General features: G+C 45.4%; 22 protein-coding genes. 12 read left to right on the forward strand and 10 right to left on the reverse strand.

The window, feature by feature from the left end; translation table 11 throughout:
• The first annotated feature begins 177 nt into the window (after positions 1-177).
• Together ACLVWP_RS13170 and ACLVWP_RS13175 are read left to right on the forward strand one after the other, a co-directional pair.
• Entirely contained in the window at positions 178-1,221 is a 1,044-nt protein-coding gene (locus ACLVWP_RS13170) for a hypothetical protein (RefSeq protein WP_413557837.1), read from the forward strand.
• Positions 1,222-1,709: 488 nt separating this feature from the next.
• Complete coding sequence (locus ACLVWP_RS13175) at positions 1,710-2,462, forward strand: hypothetical protein (RefSeq protein WP_413557838.1); 753 nt, start codon at positions 1,710-1,712, stop codon at positions 2,460-2,462.
• Positions 2,463-2,524: 62 nt separating this feature from the next.
• Here ACLVWP_RS13175 and ACLVWP_RS13180 read toward each other — a convergent pair whose 3' ends face one another.
• Together ACLVWP_RS13180 and ACLVWP_RS13185 are read right to left on the reverse strand one after the other, a co-directional pair.
• Positions 2,525-3,697: an MFS transporter gene (locus ACLVWP_RS13180; protein WP_413557840.1), complete on the reverse strand. Its 1,173-nt coding sequence runs from the start codon at positions 3,695-3,697 to the stop codon at positions 2,525-2,527.
• Positions 3,698-3,701: 4 nt separating this feature from the next.
• Entirely contained in the window at positions 3,702-4,568 is an 867-nt protein-coding gene (locus tag ACLVWP_RS13185) for a PBECR2 nuclease fold domain-containing protein (RefSeq protein ID WP_413557842.1), read from the reverse strand.
• 167 nt (positions 4,569-4,735) lie between these two features.
• On the opposite strand from ACLVWP_RS13185, the gene ACLVWP_RS13190 reads away from it, so the two are divergent.
• From ACLVWP_RS13190 to ACLVWP_RS13200, 3 genes are all read left to right on the forward strand, one after another.
• On the forward strand, positions 4,736-5,059 hold the full coding sequence (locus ACLVWP_RS13190) for a hypothetical protein (protein ID WP_413557844.1): 324 nt from the start codon (positions 4,736-4,738) through the stop codon (positions 5,057-5,059).
• 252 nt (positions 5,060-5,311) lie between these two features.
• Positions 5,312-5,638, forward strand: a complete 327-nt coding sequence (locus tag ACLVWP_RS13195) for a hypothetical protein (protein ID WP_413557846.1) — start codon at positions 5,312-5,314, stop codon at positions 5,636-5,638.
• A gap of 32 nt (positions 5,639-5,670) precedes the next feature.
• Positions 5,671-6,954, forward strand: a complete 1,284-nt coding sequence (locus ACLVWP_RS13200; RefSeq protein ID WP_413557847.1) for a hypothetical protein — start codon at positions 5,671-5,673, stop codon at positions 6,952-6,954.
• Here the strand turns inward: ACLVWP_RS13200 and ACLVWP_RS13205 are convergent.
• A complete protein-coding gene (locus ACLVWP_RS13205) occupies positions 6,951-8,456 on the reverse strand; it encodes a YiiX/YebB-like N1pC/P60 family cysteine hydrolase (RefSeq protein WP_413557848.1) in 1,506 nt (501 codons plus the stop codon). The two genes, ACLVWP_RS13200 and ACLVWP_RS13205, sit on opposite strands and share 4 nt — an antisense overlap.
• A 118-nt stretch (positions 8,457-8,574) precedes the next feature.
• Positions 8,575-8,952: a nucleoside diphosphate kinase regulator gene (gene rnk, locus ACLVWP_RS13210; protein WP_413557850.1), complete on the reverse strand. Its 378-nt coding sequence runs from the start codon at positions 8,950-8,952 to the stop codon at positions 8,575-8,577.
• Between the two features lie 318 nt (positions 8,953-9,270).
• Between rnk and ACLVWP_RS13215 the strand changes: the two genes are divergently transcribed.
• Entirely contained in the window at positions 9,271-9,810 is a 540-nt protein-coding gene (locus ACLVWP_RS13215) for a hypothetical protein (RefSeq protein WP_413557851.1), read from the forward strand.
• Between the two features lie 11 nt (positions 9,811-9,821).
• Here ACLVWP_RS13215 and ACLVWP_RS13220 read toward each other — a convergent pair whose 3' ends face one another.
• From ACLVWP_RS13220 to ACLVWP_RS13235, 4 genes are all read right to left on the reverse strand, one after another.
• The gene (locus ACLVWP_RS13220; protein ID WP_413557853.1) at positions 9,822-10,055 is read right to left on the reverse strand and encodes a hypothetical protein; all 234 of its coding nucleotides are present in this window, start codon (positions 10,053-10,055) and stop codon (positions 9,822-9,824) included.
• Between the two features lie 173 nt (positions 10,056-10,228).
• Complete coding sequence (locus ACLVWP_RS13225) at positions 10,229-10,528, reverse strand: helix-turn-helix transcriptional regulator (RefSeq protein WP_413557854.1); 300 nt, start codon at positions 10,526-10,528, stop codon at positions 10,229-10,231.
• A gap of 111 nt (positions 10,529-10,639) precedes the next feature.
• A complete protein-coding gene (locus tag ACLVWP_RS13230) occupies positions 10,640-10,885 on the reverse strand; it encodes a hypothetical protein (protein WP_413557856.1) in 246 nt (81 codons plus the stop codon).
• Positions 10,886-10,998: 113 nt separating this feature from the next.
• A complete protein-coding gene (locus ACLVWP_RS13235) occupies positions 10,999-11,604 on the reverse strand; it encodes a matrixin family metalloprotease (protein ID WP_413557857.1) in 606 nt (201 codons plus the stop codon).
• A 309-nt stretch (positions 11,605-11,913) separates the two neighbouring features.
• Between ACLVWP_RS13235 and ACLVWP_RS13240 the strand changes: the two genes are divergently transcribed.
• From ACLVWP_RS13240 to ACLVWP_RS13250, 3 genes are all read left to right on the forward strand, one after another.
• Complete coding sequence (locus ACLVWP_RS13240; RefSeq protein WP_413557858.1) at positions 11,914-12,909, forward strand: isocitrate/isopropylmalate dehydrogenase family protein; 996 nt, start codon at positions 11,914-11,916, stop codon at positions 12,907-12,909.
• A 107-nt stretch (positions 12,910-13,016) separates the two neighbouring features.
• Positions 13,017-13,481 carry a hypothetical protein gene (locus tag ACLVWP_RS13245; RefSeq protein ID WP_413557859.1) on the forward strand — a complete coding sequence of 155 codons (465 nt, stop codon included), beginning with the start codon at positions 13,017-13,019 and terminating at the stop codon, positions 13,479-13,481.
• Complete coding sequence (locus tag ACLVWP_RS13250; RefSeq protein WP_413557860.1) at positions 13,481-14,395, forward strand: hypothetical protein; 915 nt, start codon at positions 13,481-13,483, stop codon at positions 14,393-14,395. Before ACLVWP_RS13245 ends, ACLVWP_RS13250 begins: the two co-directional genes overlap by 1 nt.
• On the opposite strand, the gene ACLVWP_RS13255 is transcribed toward ACLVWP_RS13250, so the two are convergent.
• Entirely contained in the window at positions 14,392-15,561 is a 1,170-nt protein-coding gene (locus tag ACLVWP_RS13255; RefSeq protein WP_413557862.1) for a sensor histidine kinase, read from the reverse strand. The genes ACLVWP_RS13250 and ACLVWP_RS13255 overlap by 4 nt on opposite strands.
• 179 nt (positions 15,562-15,740) lie before the next feature.
• Positions 15,741-16,640 (reverse strand): Hsp33 family molecular chaperone HslO, encoded by a 900-nt coding sequence (locus ACLVWP_RS13260; RefSeq protein ID WP_413557864.1) that lies wholly within the window; start codon positions 16,638-16,640, stop codon positions 15,741-15,743.
• An 87-nt stretch (positions 16,641-16,727) separates the two neighbouring features.
• Between ACLVWP_RS13260 and ACLVWP_RS13265 the strand changes: the two genes are divergently transcribed.
• From ACLVWP_RS13265 to pruA, 3 genes are all read left to right on the forward strand, one after another.
• Positions 16,728-17,213 (forward strand): phosphoglycerate mutase family protein, encoded by a 486-nt coding sequence (locus tag ACLVWP_RS13265; RefSeq protein WP_413557866.1) that lies wholly within the window; start codon positions 16,728-16,730, stop codon positions 17,211-17,213.
• Between the two features lie 3 nt (positions 17,214-17,216).
• Complete coding sequence (locus ACLVWP_RS13270) at positions 17,217-17,804, forward strand: fumarylacetoacetate hydrolase family protein (RefSeq protein WP_413557867.1); 588 nt, start codon at positions 17,217-17,219, stop codon at positions 17,802-17,804.
• Between the two features lie 112 nt (positions 17,805-17,916).
• Positions 17,917-20,865, forward strand: a complete 2,949-nt coding sequence (gene pruA / locus ACLVWP_RS13275) for an L-glutamate gamma-semialdehyde dehydrogenase (RefSeq protein ID WP_413557868.1) — start codon at positions 17,917-17,919, stop codon at positions 20,863-20,865.
• The last annotated feature ends 102 nt before the right edge of the window (positions 20,866-20,967 follow it).

A 20,967-nucleotide genomic window follows, 5' to 3' on the forward strand; every position in this document is an offset into this window, starting at 1 on the left:
TAGTGAAAACAAAGTGCTCGTCTCACTCTCGCACGTTTCACTGATGCAAAAAGCTGAGAATTTTCGAGAATGTTAACCAGACTTTTTACAGTGTTAGTCTACTATACAACGGCGACGTTTTTAAGCCCACCTCACTTGGCATATCCAATGCAGTGACTCCAAGACATAGGGGTTAATATGAAAAAGACAAATGCATTCATCTCGATTCTCTCACTAGCTGCTTTATCCGCGTGTGCTCCACAGGACATGAGTTTCTCACAGTCCACAATGGCATCGTCTACTTCTGATGCAACGGACACCGTGATCCCTTCACGTGGTCTATCACAAAACTTCGATATTAAAGAGAACGCCAATATCGATATCCTCTTTGTGGTGGATAACTCCCCATCAATGTTAGAAGAGCAAGCCAACATGTCTTCTAAGATCAATGGTTTCATGAACTTGGTATCAGGCCTGAACTGGCAAGTGGCTCTAACAACAACAGATCCACGCGTGAATACATTAGATTCAAGCAAAGTTAATCAACCTTGGGGTGACGGACAATTCCGTCCCATGTTGAATCAAATCTTCCTTAAAAAAGGCGATGTTTCAGACTCAGCTGCACAAACAGCTCTAGCTGAAGCCATCAAAGTCGGCGCCAACGGTAGCGGTGACGAACGCCCTATCAATAATATCTACCGCGCCATGGAAAGATCCGAAAACGCAGGTTTCTTCCGTCAAAACTCAAACCTAGTAATCGTAGTGATCTCAGACGAAGACGAATGCAGTAACGGCCAATGTCCATCAAGCGCAGCAGACACTAAAAAATCCGTGCCTGCAAACCTAGTAAGCTTCGTACAATCTAAGTTCGGCGGAGAAAAAGTAATGATGGTAGACTCCATCGTAAAAGCTCCATCCGATGCATCATGCTCAACAGCAGCTTACGCTCCAACCCTAACATCACTAGCCAACATTACTGGCGGTATCGTGGGTTCAGTGTGCGCATCTGACTATACATCCATCTTATCTAACGCCGGTAATGCAGCTGTATCTCTAACAAGATCCATCTCATTGCAATGTATCCCAATCGACTCCGACAACGACGGCAAAATCGACTTTACACTTAAATCTTCCTCTGGCGCAGTCATCTCCTCAGGTTACTCAGTCAGCGGCAAGATCGTAACATTCACGTCAACTCTGCCAAACGGTTCATACTCAGCAGACTACCGTTGCGCACAGTAAAAAGTGATTTAACCAAAAAACCAATTTCCAAAGAAAACTTTAAAAACCGAATTTCCCAAAAGGCCAACCACCAAGGTTGGCCTTTCTAATTTAAATCAATCCAAAAACCATTCTCCAGCAATCGACATAGGGGGAACTCCCCTCTGCATGCAGCGACCTCCGTCGGCGCAGGATGCGCGAACCGGCGAAAGCCGGCGACGGTGAGGCACGACGCCGTGTCGCGGAATGCTGAGGGGAGTTCCCCCTATGCCGATTGCGGGTAGAAAGACCGTCTCGACTTGATTCAAATAACGAAAGGCCCACCGAACGAAGACGATTTGTGTAAGCCCTTTTCCGTCACGTTCTGCGCACCGATTTGAGACCAAGCCCAACTCCCCTTTTCCCCTCCCGTAACCAGTTGTTTTGCCTAAGAAATAACCCACGTTCCAGAGTGATATATGGCATCCCGGTTGCTTAATAGGTAAGTGAACAGTGTGCAAGGGGGCTTTATGAACACATTCACTTTGAAAAATGGTTTGATGGCAGGTTTCTTGGTTGCAGGATTAGCGCTACTTTCCGGTTGCGGTTCTTCTGGTGCACAATCAACAGACTTTGCAAGCCGCGAAGCCACTTCCTCAGTGACAGATGCTGATCGCAAAGCCCTTGCTGTTTGTAACTCAACTGCTGGTACAAATCTTTCTGTAAAGCAAATGGCTTACACAGAAGGTAACAACTACCGCATGGATCTAGTGTGGGTAAAACTCACAGCTCTTCCGACAGATTTCTCCTCTGGCACTTCTTATATCTCTATGTGGAAATGGTTAGCGAATGCAAATGGTTCAGTGTACTTGGATTCAGCAGCTGTTCCGGTAGCTCTTTACGATACTCAAACTAAAAAATTTATTACGAACTGGGGTACTTCCATCAAATGGACTGATATCTCTGCAATGGCGCTTTCAATGGGTTACTCAAGCCCAACATCTTTCTTTGGCCGTGTGATTGTCTTGGCAAATCTTAAAGACTCCGGCGGTGAGTTCGATGTTTTGAAAGTGACTGTTTACAATACTTCTACAAACAAAGCGATCAACGAAGTGAACAGCTTGCTTCCCTTGTTCGCAGCAAACCCAAATGCTTATGCGACTGAGTCTACAGGAGTGACTCGCGCAGCGGTTCTACAAAAACTTCACCCGTTCTATACTTATAAAAGCACTGGTTACACGAGCTCGCAATATCAAGGCATGGCTCAAAACTACTGCTTCTAATTTAGCATAACCCCCAAAAACAAAACGCCAACCGTGTCCCCCCGCAGTTGGCGTTTTTCCTTTTAAGCGATATTGCTATCGTCCTGAGGCTGGTGCCGTTCAAAAAAGTATTCGTAGGAATTAACCAAAAAGAATGACAGCAAACAATAAATCGGCCCAAGCAACAGCATGGCATAACCAATCCCCTGCGTATCCGTCAGATAACCGATCAATAAGTGCATCCCCACCAACATCATCGAATCCGTCGCCATCATATAGGATACCGCTGAGTCTAAATCCGTAGGAAATTTCGTCGAGATCCAAGTGATCGCTAAAGGATAAAAAGGCGCCACTGTAAAGCCAGTGATCGGCAAAAAGATCGGATGCCAATGAACACCCAGATAAATACTGACCGCACTTAAAACCAAAGCTCCAGATAATTGCGTGCGCAGACTGAATGGCAGTTTAATCAATGCGAACAAGGAACGCCCTACCAGCATGCCTACGAAAAAGTACGTCACATAAAGACTCGCATGCTCCATGTCGTAATCCATCGTTCTGCGCATGAATAAAGCTAAGCGTGAAGAGACCATGATTTCCGCGCACACACAAAAGCTCACCATGAATGCCAAAAAGATCTGAGGCTTAAAGTTACGAGCTTTGTTGAGCTTGTGGTTTTCAGCTACGAAATCAGTCTTTTTATGAAGATCGCTGTGGCTGCCATGGAAGGTATAAATCAGCAGTCCCAACGGCACCAAAGTGATAATACCGAAAGTCCAACGCCAGCTTCCGGTGAAATGTTCAACAGAGGCTGCAATCAACGGAGAGCAAAAGCTCGCAACACCATACATGGCATGAAGCCCCGACAAGAGCTGCTGTTTACGCCCTTCACTGGAGCCCAGCGGAACCAGGACATTGGGAATCAAACCCAAAATCCCCAGGCTCATCCCAAAGGCCAACGAGAAAAATAAGAATACATAGAAATGAGGTGCCGTCGCCAACCCGATCAAAGAAATAATCAGAGCCGTGCATCCCCCGCGCATCACATTCAAGCGATCAAAGCGACGCAAAAGATGGCGAGTCATGTAACTGGAAAGAAATCCCGAAACCGAACTCAGCGCGAACATCCATGATCCCATGGAATCGTTCACAGCAAATTCTTTCATAATCTCGGGAAACAAAGGTCCTCGCACATTATCGCTCAGACCGAAAACGAACAAACTAATATAGGACAGGATGATGTAAGGCCAGATCATTGGTTTAGTGTGATGACTCCTGGCTTACTTCCTCAGCCTGTAGGTTTTCTCCCTGACGATAACGATCCACTAATGCTTCATCATTTGTCGGGAAAGAGAAAAGCAAGGAGTGCACATTGGTTTCGTCGTCCTCTTGAGTGACAGCGACATAAACCAAGTCTTTCGTTTCATGATCTGGATATTCCTTAATGAAACTGACCAGGACATGACCTTCCGTGTCTGTCTTGCGCCAGATCTCGTCAGCAGATTCGATCGTGTCTTCACGTAAATCTGCAAAATCCTGGAATTTGTCCTGAGGAATATCTTTATCCGTACGCACTTTCATCATGGCTTGGTAAAGACCCACGGCTAAAGGATCTCCCTCAAGCATGGCATCACCTTCGATGGCACCCGCTGATGCTTCTGCATAGTTGCGGTCGTAAGCCATTTCTTCTTTTTGGTAATTGTGCCAAACGTTAGGATCACGCGTTGGGAAATGCATAAACACAAATGTCGGGAATTCTTCATCTTCGGCCATGTAAGCAATGGCGATGTACTTGAAAGCCGTCGCGCCCTCTTCGAACTCACGGATGAAGTAATAAACCGGATAATCTTCGATAAACTTCATATCGACCCAAACTTCATCTGGATCATCCAATGTGGACTCCAAATAATTTTCGCGTGCGATCTGATCATCATCGGTAAAGTCATCAGATGTTCTTAGGGATTTATACTGCTCTTGGAACTTATCAATCGCGCCCTTAAAATAGCCAAATAAGTCCTGTTCGTTTTCAAAGATCAAACCGGCCTTTTCATCGACAACGATATACTCTTTTTCAACGATTGATTTGAGTGTTTTAGATTTAACGGGACGAGATTTAGCTTTGGCCATCGTGGCTCCTTATTCGTTCATATTGAGAGATATCATGCTTCGCAACAACAGGAAAAAAATCTGACACGACAAGGTTCGTCATGACCCTGATTTTTTCCTCTTGCAACTCTCCGAAATCTTCCTCAACATCGAAGGAAATAGAACGTCGCAATCGCAAGGAGGCGATCTTGGCAAACACTGGCATTGAAGAGACAAGTCTCGAGCGCATGGAAGCTCTACTCTCTCACTCCGCTATGGGTGTTCATGTTCTGTTCGATAACACAACCATCGCGAATGTCCTTAAGGAAGTCACAGACGACAAAGACTTCTACAGCTTCGACAAAATGAAAAAGGTCCAAGATGTGATGACAGAACTCATCGCAAAGAAAACCTATTTCGAAAAAATGGCGTATTTGCAGGCATTGGACCCAGAAAGTTATCAAATGCTTGTCCGTGCGTATTTTCACATTGTTGAAAATACGGTTCGCGCCAATCACGAACACGCCCACTAATAAAAAAGCCGCTCCTCGAGAGCGGTTTTTTATTTTATTCACATATGACAACTCTCCAATGGAAAGTGTTTAATTCTTTTCCATTATCCCGAACATTTTCTGCCACGCTCTGAGATGTTCCCTTTTATGTCGATCTCTTAGAGTCCTAATTCGACATCGAAACCGGAAACTAATGCAATGCAAAATCCTAATGCTATCCTGACAGGGTGCCTGGAATTATGTTTTCCCACCGCAAAGCCGATAGGGGATATTGTGAAATATCGACGTCTCTTATCGGCTTTCTTTATTTTCTTAATCCCGGCACTCGCCCAAGCTGAGTACCGTGTTTTCCTTTTGAAAATAGCAAAGCGCGCTCCCGCTGCAGCGGCAGCCCCGGCAGAAGCCGACGCGGGTCCAGGCTTTCGTCTAGTAGAAAGCACCCTTGATCCTGAGCAGTACCGTTCTTTTTATCCGGTGGCATTGGACGAAGACATCAGCTACATCGCTACTTGGCGCTGCTATGGTCGCACCGATGGTATGCGCCCCCACTGCCCCAACCCCAAAGGCCAGATTCCCTCTGAAGAGAGTCCAGCACCTTAATTGAATTGCCTCTTTTTGATACACTAGTGGATATGTCATCTATCGACAATTCCGCACGCAAAGCCCAACAAGCCGAACTGAGTGAACTTCAGTCGGACTTCAATCGCAAGAAGAAGCAAGTCTCCAAAGAGAACGAGCAACAGCTTGATGATCTTCGTGGATACTATGCTGATAAAAAAGAAACTCTGCGCGAAAGCAATGAGGCTGCGGTCAATCACATCCGTGAGCGCCAAAAGGAATTGGTCGAAAACTCTGTCGAGCAACGCCGCCAACTGGGCGACACTTACAACGCTCGCACCGCGGTTCTGCAAAAAGGCTATGACGAAAAGCTAAATCAAACGCGCGAAAAACGCCAAGCTCAACTGGCAACAGTTCAAGAAGATTCCAATCGTAAGATTCAGGAAACTCAAGAGTATGGCCAAAACCAAGTAAATTCGATTCGCGAAAAATCAGCAACAGACGTACAGGCTGCGAAAGAACGCTACAACAAGGACATGAAAGAGATCGATACGTTTTCACAAAAACGCCTCGAAAGCCAACGCTCTTCCAACGAGACGGCCCTGAACAATGAAGTTGAACGCGGCAAAACAGCACAAACTCGCCTGCGTGATAAACAAGAAAAAGAAATCAACGACACCCGCTCTCGTGGAGAGCAAAAGATCGCGTTTGAGCAAGAGCAGCAAAATAAAAAACTGACTCGTACTCAAGTCGAAGGTGAAAGCCAATACCAAAAGCAACAACAGCAATGGGATAGCAAAGAGAAGAACTTGAATGCGCAATACAGTCAGCGCATCATGCAAAACAAAAAAGCCTACGAAAAAGAGATCAAAACTCAGAATGATCGCTTCCAAAGCACGTATCAAAAAAATAACGAGGCCAACCGCGAATCTTTACTGATTCAAGATGAAGTCTATGCCCAAGAACTTGCTAACACTCGTCGTGAATTCGTTAAAGAGGCTGGTAAATATTCTGATAAAGCCAACGATCCATTCTATAAGATAGAAAATCGCGGCAGCATTATGGATGAAACCCATAACTTCTATGTCCTAAAAGCGTTCGTACCTGAGCATGAAAAAGACAGCGTGCGCGTCTCCGTACAGAAAGATCGCGCCACTATTTCTGGTCAGCGCTCTTTTAAAGACAAAGTAGAAGACAATAACAAGACTTCAAGCTCGAGTTCCTATCAAACCTTCCGTGAGGAGTTTGCTTTCGAGCAACCCGTCGTCACAGAAGGTATGACACGCGAACGTATGGGCGACTGGGTTGTTTACAAGATCCCGAAGCTCAACGCCGTTGGCTTTAACCGCAAAGCCTAGATACACTTGTCATCTTTACGATGAAAGAACCAGTGAAACTTCGACATATTGCCGAGGGCAGGATTTTTAACTCCCGCCTTGCAATCTTTAATACGGAATTCTTCGTTCATAGCCATCATATCTTGAAATGATGGCAGGTACCCGTTCTTCTTATAGAACTCCGCTTCTTTTTCATAAATGTTCTTCTCTAAAATCGAAGCCACTGTTTCAAACTGCACATTCGTTTTGATGCTTTCTACGGGCATATACTTTGGCAGAGTGTCCTTCGCGACACCGAACTGACGAACCATCTTAGCCAAATAAGCTTTGGCACTGTGCTGAGGTGCCCACGTAAATGTATAATCCTTCTCGATCATCCAGCTATAAACACTTTGCAAAACCGCATCTTGCATTCTGACCTGACGAAGCAACGGCATATAGCGATACTCTGCAAGGAACTCAAAGCGCGGATCGACTTCGATATCATACGGAGCAAACAAAGAGGACTTCGTCACGCCCAGGCTGCGCGGATAAGTCGTGTCCTTAAACTTACTCACCGTGCTGCGATACTTGGGAACAATCACCTGCCCGCCTGATGCCTTGTCATAGGCCATACGGATCACTTCTGAACAGAACAACTCTGAATAATCATCGTCATTCATCGCAAAGTCATAGCGAATACCTTTTTTCTTATCCAAAGCATTTTGAGCATGGTCATACATATAGCGAGCTGCTTTAGTCGCAAGCTCCTTATCAGGATAGCGGAATAACGCCACACGAGAGTCTTCCGCTTGACGCCATTTTTCTAGAGGCGTCACTGTCACTCCGTACTGAATCAAAGCTTCGACAACATACTTTTTGCCGTTCTTATCTTGGCCCACGATCGCCAAATGAGAAAAGTTACCTTCCTCATCCGCGATACGCGCGATCATCGCAGAAACGTAGGACTTACCGCGAATCAACATCACGTCACCAGCCTGCAACTCAAACCCAGCAAACTTTGGATTTGTCCAAGTGCTTGGCTTTTCATTCGTCATGATGGGAGTTTTCTTAAATGTGTATACTTTTTGTGAGTAAAGCCAATCTAGCAAATACTCCTCAGAGAAGCGCGCATACTGAAAGCCTTCTCTCATTTTTTGCAAACAGTCTTTGCTAAGTTCATTGCGGGAATCAAACTTTTGGAGTTTTTCATGAAGAGCAACACGAATTTGAAAAACCGTATCCAGAACCTCGGGGCCGTACTTTTTCAAATTCTCTTTTTCTTCAGAAGTTTTGGGAATAAAGTGATCGGCCGGCAAATGGAAAAGGTAATCGGTCACGTTATTTACAAACGTGGGACAAGTTTGTGGGTTGAATACTTGTGAGTTCCCGATATCCGCAAGTACCTTCTGACTTCCAGAAATCAATTCCCCGGTACTAGCCGGGTTACGATAGGATTGAACCTCTGCTGTTTTCACATTCGATGTCGAGCAAGCAGACAAAAGAGCCGCAGTTCCTGCGACCAAACAAACTAGCTTTTTCATAGGTAGTCTCCCGATATTATTAACAAATACTTCTCGGTATCTCACTCCCTGATCGCAACTAGACCTCTGGCGAGGATTCGACTTAAATCCTCGCCTTTCGTAAACTACAAAGTAACTGCTATCCGCGTTGAACAGCTATAACTTTGATACGTTTCACTTTGTCTGAGCCTAGTGGCCAATGAATGATCTGTCCCACTTTCAGACCGATAAGTGCCGCCCCGACGGGAGCAAGAATAGAAACCTTATTTCCATTGATATCCGCATCCAAAGGATACACCAACGTCACTTCCTGCTCTTTGCCAGAATCTAAATCTACGAACGACACCTTATCGTTCATAGACACCGTATCTTTTGGAATCTCAGCAGCTTCGACCAACTCTGCACGCCCCAGCTCCTCTTCCAATAGATCGGCAATGTCAGTTTGAGCAACCGACAGCAATGTAGATATTTTTTGATAGTCTTCACGTGAAATGACCAACGATGGATTTTGCTCCATACACGAACTCCTTATTCAATTGTCTTATTTAAAAATTAGAATGAACTAGATACAGAAAAGGCCACAGAGAGAATCCCTGCGGCAATGTGAAATAAACTTAAGAACCAGTAAACGCTTTTTCATCAGACTTTCACTCTAACAAAGAAGCTGTTTTCTTTCAACCCAGGACACAGCTCCCCGTCCCAGACATCGGACGGAATCCAAAAAGTGAGAAACACCCCGCCCTCAAAATGAATTAAAGCGCAGTACAGGTTCATTTTTCGGATTTTCTCTGTGCCCGGGCATTGCAATAAGGTCCCTGCATCAAGGAGTCTTAAAATGATCAAATCTGTACTTAACAAAGTTTTTAATACAAACCGCCGCGAAAATATCATCGAGGCAACACGCAACCCATATCAAGAGTTGCGAGACATGGCGCTGAATCTGCCCCACTCGCAACGAATTGAACCAACAGTTGCGGGACTCTATGCTCTGTTGTGCGAATATAAGGTCGGCGAAACGACGGTAACGGAAGTCTATACCTCTGAAGGTTCCGCGAGTCTTTACTTCAGCAATGGAAAATCCATCATCGGCGGTGGCAATCACGATTCCGTTCACCACCCGACAAAAGATCTTATGAGTGATATCTCTGGAATCTATCAAGCCTTCCCACGTTTGAAAAACAAGGAAGATCAACCTGATGATTCAGAAACGAAATTTATTTTTGTCGGAAAGAACAACACTCACACGACGAGTGACATTACCCAAGAAATGTTTGCTCCTAATCACAGACTGCACACCCTATTTAATCGCGTGAACAACATCAGAACTGAAATTAGAAAAATTGAACAATCTCGCCATGCCGAGGTACAAATTTAAATAAAGACCTCTTAACCAATTAGAAAGTTGCTGCTAACGGCGACTTTCACAAATTGATTATCCATAAGCTTCTCTTTTACCTCGACCAAGCTGCCAGGAACGAATTCCCACTGCTCTCCTAGTGGCATATGGTTCGACGGTGACGGCAGAATTTTGTAAACATCACTTTGAATCTTGTTCGCTAAAACCGGGCGCCATACAGGCACTTCTCCGCCAACAAGCTTTACGTAAATCGTTTCGGGCATAGAATCCTCATGGAGGTTGCTAAGCCCTACTGTAGGCCTGTCGGTGTTTACAAACAATGACTCCATGACAAACACAAACAAATTTATATAAAGGTCCATGCGGAAACATCCGTACGGCTAATAAAACTCGCGTTGTAATGATTCGGAAATAAAAAAAGGGGCCCTTAGGCCCCTTATGACAATTCGAACTTGGGTTGTTCGCAAGGTTTCAGAAGATCTTCCAGGAAGTATGCCGCTAACTGATGACGTCCCTCTACGGCAGCTTTCTTGTACAAAATCAATGCTTGCTGTCTCACCGTGGTTTCTGAAGTACCACGAGTCTGCGCAATCGCGCGCAAACTTAATCCTTTCAACAGCAACATACCGATGTCACCTTCGGTTTTCGTAAGACCCCACTTTTGGAACTGGCGTTGAACAATAGGATGAATTCCGCCAGTCGGGATACATACGTGTGCACATGTTGACTTATTCATATCCTGCATGGAGTTCTCCTCTAGAGAACATCAAACGCGAATATTTATTGTATGTCATCTAACATGTGTTTGGTTATGGTAAGAAATTTGTCAGACTGAATTAAATAGAGTTTAGGCCTTCAAAAGATAACGCACTTCGCGCATTACAAAACTATATCTTGTTTGCAAGTCGTAAAGCATTTCTAGATTAGCGTGCAATTGAGAAATTGCATCCGCCTCTTGTACAGTCTTGTCTGCAAGCTCGTGGTAAGACTTCTGCGCCACAGGTTCAGATTGTAGAAATGATTCCAAGAAAGACCCTGTCACTGCTGCTGTCTCTTCAACTTGCACTGTCTCGTTCTTATTAATCACTCTCATCTTGAACTCCTGATTCTGCACGCTTTGGGAGCCGCGCCGACATAAAAGTCTATTTCGAAAAAAAGATCTCTCAACTTAAATAAACTTACATAAAACTTTTACAAGCCGAGTCACTAGTACTCGCACTTCAAATCTGTTGTATCCTGAGAAGCAAGCTCCGTGCGGTCTTCGTGATCATGAAGATATGTAGCCATAACGGAACCACCATCATCATTATGTTTGAGACCCAAAACATGACCCATCTCGTGCAGGATCAAAGCTTCGATATTTACAGAGCCTGAGCTCTTGTTATTCCAATAGAATTCATACTTTGTATTAACGCGAATATCAGTTTCACGAATCTGGTCACCCGTCCACAACACCGTGGTGCGAGCTTGCTCTGACGCCTTTTCAGGCTCCCAGTTTTTCATGAAATAAATGACGTTTTTCCCGTCTTGGCGAGGCTCATTCGGCCCCGAGATACGTGGAGTTGTAACAATATTAAAGAGTCTACGACCCGTGTTGCGCTCCCAAGTTTGAGCCGCAGCCACAACCGCACCCACGTATTCTTGTGGAACGGACTCGTGAAGATACATAGTCACCGGAACATCGTTTTTCCAAGAGACGCGCTCACCATAGCTATTTTGAACAAATCCGCAGCTTTCTTGCGATTTAGGCGCACAGGCTTCTAGAAATAAAGCCGTCACCACAAGCAATGCTACGCTAATTGACTTCCACATGAGCAGTCCTCCTGATGTTACCTATTACAAAGACGGGACCATCCTGTTCCACCTCCGGGACGGCCCTAACTGTCTGAAATTCCACAATTTTTAAATAATTACGATTTACGGCAATCTGCGAGTGATACGGGCAATGCCCTGTCAGGTGCGCAGACACCCCACATGAACAGCCGTAAGTATTTGATTTCACGCATTATTTGGATGTCAAAGTTCTGGACAGCCTTCCGCCGCAAATGGGGAGTTTTAAAACCAATATATTGAGGTTTGAGCCCAAACTTGGTATTTCTGTTCCATTCTGAAAGGCAGACTATGATGAAACTGACTGTAATCCCTGGTGATGGCATTGGCCCCGAAATTATGACTCAAGTGATCCGTGTTCTTAAACACGTACAAGCTCCGTTTGAATACGAAGAGCACCAAGCCGGTGAAATCGCCTTGGCTAAATTGGGCGACCTTCTTCCACAAAACACAGTTGATTCCATCAACAAAACTCGCCTGGCAATCAAAGGCCCTACAACAACTCCAGTAGGCGGCGGTCACAAGTCCATCAACGTAACGATGAGACAGAAATTTGACCTTTACGCGAACGTTCGCCCTGTTCGCTCTCTTCCGGGCGTTCAGTGTGTGGCTTCTGACGTTAATTTGACGATTGTCCGTGAAAACACGGAAGACCTTTACGCTGGTATCGAGCGCATGGTTGATGAAAACACGGCAGAGTCAATCAAACGCATCACTCGCAGAGGTTCTGAGAGAATCGCTCGTTACGCTTATGACTTGGCTCAAAAAACAGGTCGCAAACAAGTAGCGATCGTTCACAAAGCCAACATCATGAAAATGTCTGACGGTTTGTTTTTGAAAGTCGCTCAAGAAGTCGGCTGGCAATATCCAAACATCCAAACTAAAGACGTTATCGTTGATAACGCCTGCATGCAGCTAGTGACTCGCCCGCAACAGTTCGACGTGATCGTGACTGAAAACTTGTACGGCGATATCTTGTCTGACCTTTGCGCAGGACTTGTAGGTGGTTTGGGAGTCGTTCCAGGCGCTAATATCGGTGAAAAAGCAGCGATCTTTGAAGCTGTTCACGGTTCCGCACCAGATATCGCTGGCCAAAACAAAGCCAACCCAACGGCGTTGTTGCAATCCGCAGTGATGATGCTTCAACACGTGGGCGAACCAGCAAAAGCTGACGCTATCATGAAAGCTTTGATCGCAGCATTGTCTGATATCAACGCTCGCACGGGTGACTTGGGCGGTAAAGGAACGACTCAATCGTTCACAGACGCTATCATCCAAAAATTGTAATCAGCTGCAAACAGATTAAGTCTTAATTAAAAAGGGCGCTCAAAAATTCTTGAGCGCCCTTTTCTTTTTCCTTTCCTCTTGGACTAAACATCCTTAGCATTAAACCCATGAGAAAATCGATTCTACTTCTGTGCGTTTGCCTCCTGTTTTCTGCCTGTGCCACTAATCAAAAAAGTCGTTTAGCTGCTACGATGGCAGGTGTCGCCGTTGGTGCGGGAATTGGTGCTGCCACAGCGCCTGAAGATGAGAGACCGGAACTTCATGCACTCTACTGGGGTGGTATTATTGGTGTGGTTTCCGCAATCGCTGCGAACTACTATTTCAATGACGAGCGCGACATCGACATGGTGAAGCTTGAAAATGAAAAGATGAAAGCTCAATTGGATTTCTTCCAAAATGGTACTGCGACTCTTTTAAAAGAAACTAAAGGTGCTGCGGATCGTAAGTACTTCCAAAGCGGTAAAGCTAAAATCAAACTCTACAAAATTGATCAATGGGTGGACGAGGGACCTAATCGCAAATACCACCGTGATCAGATGATTGAAATTCTGCCTTTAGAAAAGGGCGAATAATGAAAAAGCACCTTTGGCAGATTTTATTTGCGGCAAGTTTTATCTGGGCCTCTGTGGTGAGTGTCCTTTACTGGCAGCTAAAATCAAATCCAAGGGTGATCGCCATCACAACGGACATGACTGGTGGAGCTGATAAACGCCCGCAAAGCTTGCAACTCAGCGAGATGGAAAAAACCACGTTCCTGAGACAGTACCTAGAGCGCTATTTTACCTACGACTCGAATAACTTCTGGCAAACGCAAACGTCTCTTTCGTTTTTGATGTCGCCAAGTTTGCGCGAAAAACGCATTCAAGAAGTCCAACGTCTGCGTGATAAAATTCAAAGTAAGTCTTTGAATCAACGAAGCACCCTGCTCGCTCTCACAAATGTCGGTGGCAATAGTTATCATGCGGTTTTGTCTTTGCAGATTAGCGAAGCTCAAGGCAAGGCCAGCCAGTTGTACATTAAGGCCAATTTGAAAATTGATGATACAGAAAGAACTCTGGAAAATCCTTGGGGACTGATGATCTCTGAAATGGCTTTCCCTCAGACCTCTCCTGAACCCGTTTCTTTGACTGGCACTTTGGGAATTCGTGCGCAGTCTCCTTTGGTTATTACTTTTCCTTGTGCGATCGAAAATGTCGAAAGCTCGCCCGAGTCTTCACTTGAAACTAAGATCACCACTCTGAATGTTTCCGAAATTCAATTAACGACGGCAGGAAAACTGGCGACCGCAGTACAAATGATCGCATCTTGTAAAGACAAAGAATATCACTTCACAGTGACAGCTTCTGAAAAGGAATCGGACCTATTTAGAGCCTTCACTGCAGATTTGGCGCAAACTCGCAAAATCCAAGCTCCTGGTAAAGCCAAGAAGAAAGATATCTACGATAAAACCATCGAAAATGTTTTGGGAATTCAGTTAGAAAACTAAGAGATTCGTTCTTCAGAACGAACTGTGTTTTTAGGAATAACCATAATCACTTGAGTCCCCACACCAACGCGGGAACGCAATTGCAAATCACCACCTACCGCTTGCAATGCCTTGCGAGCGTCGAACAGACCAAGGCCGTTGCCGTTTTCTTTACCAAAGCTTTTGCCCTCTTCCATCAATTGCGGAAGAACTTCTTCAGGAATGCCCGAGCCATTGTCCATAATTTGTAGTAACCAGTTTTGATCACGATCTAGCAATGAAATATTAATTGCTGCATCTGTTTCTGGAGAAGCCTCGACAGAGTTATTTAAGATATTACCCAAAACTCTCAAAAGCTTCATTTCCTCTAAGGGAATATGCAATTTTTCTGCATTCACGTGTTGGTGCCAAGCAAACTGAATATTTGGATATGAAAATCTGTATTCTTTCAAAATGCGATCTGCAACGGCGATGATATCCGCACCTTGCGCCAAAGATTTAGCTGCCATCGCAGTTTTTTCCGGAGCAGAAGTGCCTTCTACCTTTTCACGGCCACGCTGAAGAAGATCATCAGCGATACCACGGATACGCCCCACTGCTAGATTGAGCAGTTCTTTTTTCTCGTTCGTCATTTCATGGGAGAGTTGTGCCAAAGTCGTCAAAGCCATCAAAGGTCCACGAATATCGTGCGCGACTTGTCTGGAGATCTCAGAGATTTCTTTATTGCGATCAAGCTCGGATTGCAGTTTCTGTTCTTGCAGACGATTTAAAAGGTCACGTCTTGAACCGAAAGAAACAAACATCACACCTAAAAAGATCGCAATTAAAAAGATCGGCGACGAAGCTGTTTTTAAAGCCAGGTCTGCACTGGAATAGCAAACTTGCACTTGCCCCGCAGGCAAAGAGAACAATGTAATAGGAATATCATTTTCAAAGGCACAGAAGCCATCGACGGATTTCACCGAAACGCGGTCCACAGAACTATGAACCTCTTTAAGCTGACCTAGGATTTTATCCAGCAATGTGGAATCTTGCTTAACCAATAAGGACTTAGCAATGTCCTCTTCCCAAATCGCAAAGTATTGGGCTACGGCGCCCTGAGCTCTGCGCACCTCTACAACGAAGCTTAGAACACTGATAGCTACCAAGGCGGCAGCAAATACAGAGATCCATGGGTTTCGTTTCAAAAGGTTTAAAGTGGGTTTTATCATACCCTTAGACAAAGCAAGGACCGCTCCATCCCGCCGATCACCACCGCGAATTTGGGCGCACAAGGGATAGACAGGTGCCATTCCGCGAATGACGTTTCAAAACGAGTTGTCTCAGTCTGGGACATAAAAAAAGGGAGCTTGCGGCTCCCTTTTCACTAATTCATCGATTGACGATGAAGCAGGTTTTTCAACTCTTCCACTTCACCCAAAGAAACATCGTAAGGCTTACCGCAAACTTGGCAAGTCACGTGGACTTCTTCTTTTTTATTAATCATGTCTTGAAGCTCTTCTTCTCCCATGGCTTCCAAGGCGCGCATCACGCGAGCTTTCGTGCAAGGGCAAGAGTATTCAACATCGTAGTTATGTTCGATCTCTTCGTAAGGAATGCCTTCCATGAACGGAGCCACTAGGTCCACACATGTCGCACCTTCATTGAGCATTTTAGAGATGTTTGGTTTTTTCGCTTCATAGTTCGCGATGATTTTTTCAACCATCGACTCTTCCACACCTGGCATCACTTCGATCATGACACCACCTGCGGATTGAACTTTACCGTTTTGATCTAAGTAAACGCCCAAAGAAACCAATGAACGAATTTGATGAGACTGATGAAGGTAGTGAGCGATATCATCACCGATTTCACTGCTCACCATTTCCACAGTTCCTTGGAACGGTTGTTTTTGAAAAGGTTGGTGACGAGCCACTGTCAAAAGACCGATGCCCAAAGCTTTACGCAAGCTCAAACCATCTTCGTAGTTTTCAGGTTGGTATTGGGCATTTGGAGTGTAACCACGCACGTGACCTTCATAGCTGGCCTCTGCGTAAACGCTTGATAGAGGTCCGTTCCCACGGAACAAAAGTCCCACTTGCTGACCGTCTTTCAGATGAGCCGCCATTAAAAGAGCGCCAACCATACTGCGGCCGACTGCTACCGTTGCCAATGGATACGTATTTTGAAGATCCTGCATATGTCGAACAACTTCCGTCGCGTTCACAGCGGCAATACGCACTGTCAGATCTTTAGAGACAAAGCGGTGGACTCGTTCTTTACCCATGACAAACTCCCAAAATAGATAGAAAATAACAGCCGAAACTAGCAAAGCAGAGCTGTAAATTCAAGCATCAATAGCAGAGTCGGATTTATGAAGATTTATATCTTTCGTCACGCACAAAAAGCCATGGATTTTTCGGGAGATCCCGATCTGACGGCAGAGGGGCACGGTCAGGCCTCTACTCTGCTGGATAAGGTTCTAAAAAATGAGCTTCCAGCCCCAACTCACCTTTGGGTTTCCCCACGCAAACGCACGCACAGCACTTTCCGCCCCCTTGCTGAGCACTTCAAAATTCCTCTAACCAACCAAGAGGACCTTTTGGAGCAACAAGGTGACGAGTCCTTGCAAACATTCCGTAAAAGAATTGGAAAGCTTTTAGAACAGGCCTGCGAATCGAAAAATGAAGTCATTTTCATGTGCTCACATTATGACTGGGTGATTGAAGCGATGAGCATCATCCCTAGTGAAACCGATCTTTCCGAAGATCATTTCCATCACTGGACACCGTGCCAGTGTGTGGGTTTTGAGATTGAAAAAGACGGTATGTACAAGTTCCTCGAGATCAGAAGGATGTAAGTTATGATTCAGAATATCTGGGCTATCGGTCGCAATTACGTCGAACACGCGAAAGAACTTGGCAACGAAGTTCCGACGGAGCCTTTGGTGTTTTTAAAAGCCGGCAGCTGTGCGACTTTGGCGAGCTCGGAAATCCGTCTGCCAAAATGGACGACGGATGTTCATCACGAAGTCGAAATCGCATTGCAATTTGATGAGAACTTACAAATTTCTGCGGCCTGTGTGGCTTTGGATCTGACGGAGCGCACCCTTCAGGCGAAACTCAAAGCCAAAGGCCAACCATGGACCTTGGCGAAAAGCTTTACCGAGGCCTGCCCGATTTCTAAATTCTTCCCCGTCAAAAACTTGGATGAGCTTCGCAATATCGATATCAAACTGATGGTAAACGGAGAGGTCCGCCAAAACGGCAACACCTCCTTGATGATTTTCTCTTACGAAGAGCAGTTGGACTATGTGCGTCAGCATTTTCCGGTAGCCCCTGGCGACCTGCTTTTGACGGGAACTCCAGCCGGAGTCGGTCAGGTAAAACCAGGCGACGTTTTAGTGGCGGAAATTGTGGGTAAAATCACTCACACTTGGACGGTAAAATAGGACGCCTCGCCCCTCAGTAATTCCTTGAAAATCTAAGCCCAGAGAGTAAATATTCCAGCACTCACAGAATGTAACGTGCTGGTCTATTTCGCCCGCACAAGAAGGCTTAGTTATGAACGATATCCAATCGAAGATCGTCACTCGTGGCGAAGAAATTATGAAACGCATGGAAAGCCAATCCAAGGCTTCCATCTTCTCCAAAGATTTCTGGTACGGCTCCATCATGGAATGGAGTATGAAAAATGAAAAATTCAAAACCAATATGTTCCGCTTCGTGGACGTACTACCTTCTATCAACTCCGGCGACGAAGTTGCCCGCCACTTGAAAGAATACTTCGCTGAAGACGGCGGAAAACTTCCTCCAGTATTCAACGTAGGTCTTGGCCTTGGCTCGTTGGCTCCAGGCTTGATGGCTGGCGCGATTAAGAAAAACGTTGTGGGCATGGCGCAAATGTTCATCACGGGTGAAAATCCTGATGATGCTCTTCCAGTTCTTAAAAAAGCACGCAAAAACAAAATGACTTTCACAGTCGACATTTTAGGTGAAGCGATCTTGTCTGAAAAAGAAGCGCAAGAATATTCCAACAAATGCATCGAGCTTATCGAGTGGTTGGCGAAAGACGCTGAAAAATGGGACGAAGTTCCTCAGATTGATCGCGATCACGAAGGCGCTATTCCAAAAGTAAACGTGTCTGTGAAAATGACGGCACTTTACTCTCAAATCAAAGACTCTGCTTGGGACGAATCTAAAAAAATCCTTAAAGATCGCATGCGCCCTATTTTCCGCTTGGGTATGCAAAAAGGTGTCTTCATCAATTTGGATATGGAGCAATACTCCGTCAAACATCTGACATTGGAAGCCTACACAGAGCTTATCAATGAGGACGAATTTAAAAACTACAAATTCTTCGGTATCGTGATCCAAGCTTACCTTCGTGATTCTTTCGAAGACGTCAAGATGTTGACTGACTTCGCAAAAAAACGTGGCACTCCATTCTGGGTACGTCTGGTTAAAGGCGCATACTGGGATTACGAAACTATCGAAGCTGAACAACGTGGCTGGCCAGTTCCTGTTTACACAAACAAAGCAGAATCTGATGCGAACTACGAAGTGTGCGCAAAATACTTCCTTGAAAACATCAAATACATCCGCCCTGCTTTTGCGTCTCACAACGTAAGAACAATCGCTGCTTGTATGTTGTACGCTGAACAATTGAACATCCCGAAAGAAGCGCTGGAATTCCAAATGCTTTACGGAATGGCTGAACCAATCAAAAAAACCATCGTTGAGATGGGCTACCGCATGCGTGAATACGCTCCAGTTGGTGAATTGATCCCAGGTATGGCGTACCTAGTTCGTCGTTTGCTTGAGAACTCTTCCAATGAATCTTGGCTTCGTGGAAAATTCGCAGACAACAAAACAACGGCTGAGCTTTTGAAAGACCCAGCTTCTGGTTTGACTCCGACTTCTGCGATCATTCCGCAAAAACCAGGCAAATTCTATAACGAGCCACTTTTGGATTTCGCAGTTAAAGCTGACCGCGAGAAAATGGAAAAAGCGATCGCTTCATTGCGCGCGACTCTTCCAGTGAATGTGCCATTGATGATCAACAACAAAGAACAAACATCTGCAAAGATCTTTGATCGCGTGAACCCATCTGAAAGTTCACAAGTTGTTGCTAAAGTTCACATGGCAACTATCGAGCAAGCGGAACAAGCTATGCAAGCAGCACAAACTGCTTACAAAACTTGGAAAAACGTTCCAGCTGAACAACGTGCAGCCTTGGTTGATAAACTTGCAGACCTTATGCAACGTGACCGCTTCCAATTGATCGCGACTCAAGTTCTTGAAGTGGGTAAACCATGGGCGGAAGCTGATGGTGACGTGGGTGAAGCGATCGACTTCTGTCGTTACTACGCTCGCGATATGCGCAATCTGCAAAAACCACTTCGTGTGGGTGGCTTACCTGGCGAGCTTTCTCACTACATCTACAAATCTCGTGGTGTGACGGCGGTTATCGCGCCTTGGAACTTCCCATTGGCAATCCTAGCCGGCATGGTGACTGCGGCTGCAGTAACTGGAAATACAGTCGTGATGAAACCTGCAGAGCAATCTTCATTGGTTTCTTGGGGCTTGATGAAAATGATCCAGGAGGCTGGCTTCCCAACAGGCGTTATCAACTTCCTTCCAGGTTTGGGTGAAGAAGTTGGTGAATACATCGTGAATCACAAATTCACGACAACAATCGCCTTCACTGGTTCTAAAGCTGTCGGTCTTCACATCCTAAACCGTGCATCAATGGTTCAACCAGGCCAACAGCACGTTAAGAGATGCATTATCGAGATGGGTGGTAAAAACGCCGTGATCATCGATAACGATGCAGACCTTGATGAAGCAGTCGACGGAGTTCTGTACTCTGCATTTGGTTTCTCTGGTCAAAAATGTTCAGCGGCAAGCCGCGTGATCGTTTTGGATGAAGTTTATGATCGCTTCACAGAGCGTTTGGTTGAAGCCGCTCGTTCTATCGAAGTGAAGTCTGCGGAAAATCCAAAAGCTTACATGGGCCCAGTTGTGGACCAAGAAGCTCACGAGCGTATCTTGAACACGATTGCTGAAACTGAAAAAACGAACAAATTGTTGTTCAAAGGAACTGCGCCAAATAATGGGTTCTATGTTCCACCAACAATCTTTGGTGATGTTCCAGGCGACGCAAAACTAGCTCAACAAGAAGTCTTCGGACCCGTTGTAGCTGTGATTCGCGCGAAAGACTTGGATCAAGCAATCGAAATCGCGAACTCGACAGAGTACGCCCTGACAGGTGGTATGTTCTCTAGATCGCCTGCCAACATCGCTCGCGTGAAAGAAGAATTCGAAGTGGGTAACCTATACATCAACCGTGGTATCACTGGTGCGATGGTAGACCGTCACCCATTCGGTGGTTTCAAAATGTCTGGTATCGGCTCCAAAACTGGCGGCCCTGACTATATCAAACAATACATGGAACCAGCCGCAGTCACAGAAAACACTCTTCGCCGCGGCTTCGCTCCAGCAGAAGACTAAAGGTGCCAGGTCCTATTTACGGAAGCACTGCAAAAGACCGATCCTCACCGATCGGTCTTTTTTTTGCCCATTTCTATTTTTACAATATCGTAAAAATATCCT

Source organism: Bdellovibrio sp. HCB209 (assembly GCF_047306065.1).
GTDB lineage: Bacteria > Bdellovibrionota > Bdellovibrionia > Bdellovibrionales > Bdellovibrionaceae > Bdellovibrio.